Raw genomic sequence first — 869 nt, 5'->3', positions numbered from 1 at the left:
ATCCTCTGCTGTGCCAAAATCTATAACATCCGGATATTTATTAATTAATTGTGCAACATCATCCAAGGTATAGGTTTTCATCAATTATTCTCCATCAATTATTCTTTAAGTTGCTGTTTTGCTCTTTTTATCAACCGTAGATCATTACTGCCGATGCTCCTGTCCCCATCTATCAAAATCTATCCCTAGAATACCCCATTTCATATCGATTATTCCTCCTAAATTACTGTTTTTTTCTGCTCTATAATCTTTAGCGCGTTCCTTCCAATATTCCTCTCTCCACTTATCAAACTTTTGTCTATCAATAAGCGATTGATGTATTTGTTATGAGATTCCTTGCTGATTTCTGCTATGGGACCATCATGCGTTTGTAACAAATGATGCAACTCAACAGATTCATTATCAAAACCAATAGGTGCTCTTCCTGTTTCCATTCTCTCAATATTGGTCCCCCATACTTTTTCTCCTTTTACCATCCACTCAGAAATTCTGTTAGGATCGAACAAATCGTCTCTCTGATAAACTTTGTTTGTCTGACCAAATTTGCTATCTGTAAATTTAGTGGGTTTTTTGTTTAACCAAAGCTTTTTTTCTCCAGAAGCAGCTTTTGTAAGATCTTTTTTCTTAGCAAGTTTGGCAAAATCTCCCTGAGCAGCAAATTCTGCAAGATTTTTCTTGGAAGCGCATTGGGCAAAATCTTTCCTGGCCATGAATTTGATCACAGCCTTTTCGGTAAGCTTTACACCTTCCTTGGCTAATCCAGCTGCAGCACTTACAATACCACTGCTTTTCCTAGTGGTTTACCTGTCATTTAGCTGAATTCAAAACCGGCATTGAGTGCTCCATCCTCCCCCCTCTTTTTATTCATT

At 37.5% G+C, this 869-nt stretch carries 1 protein-coding gene and 1 pseudogene; both read right to left on the bottom strand.

Translation table 11 applies throughout. From position 1 onward, the window contains the following. Window positions 1-81 (bottom strand): annotated as a pseudogene (locus tag ACFIMP_RS09770) (SMI1/KNR4 family protein); the annotation flags it as partial. A gap of 137 nt (window positions 82-218) precedes the next feature. After that, a complete protein-coding gene (locus ACFIMP_RS09765) occupies window positions 219-710 on the bottom strand; it encodes an HNH/ENDO VII family nuclease (RefSeq protein WP_375686340.1) in 492 nt (163 codons plus the stop codon). Between the last annotated feature and the right edge of the window lie 159 nt (window positions 711-869).

This window comes from Bartonella sp. AP65SXKL (genome assembly GCF_042195725.1).
In the GTDB taxonomy this organism is placed as follows: domain Bacteria; phylum Pseudomonadota; class Alphaproteobacteria; order Rhizobiales; family Rhizobiaceae; genus Bartonella.
Note: the sequence above shows the minus strand (reverse complement) of the source record. Positions and strands in the feature narration are given on the sequence as shown.

What these genes read in the sequence shown, in the direction of transcription:
- ACFIMP_RS09765 (WP_375686340.1), bottom strand. Translation starts at nt 710, where the DNA reads ATGGCCAGGAAAGATTTTGCCCAATGCGCTTCCAAGAAAAATCTTGCA.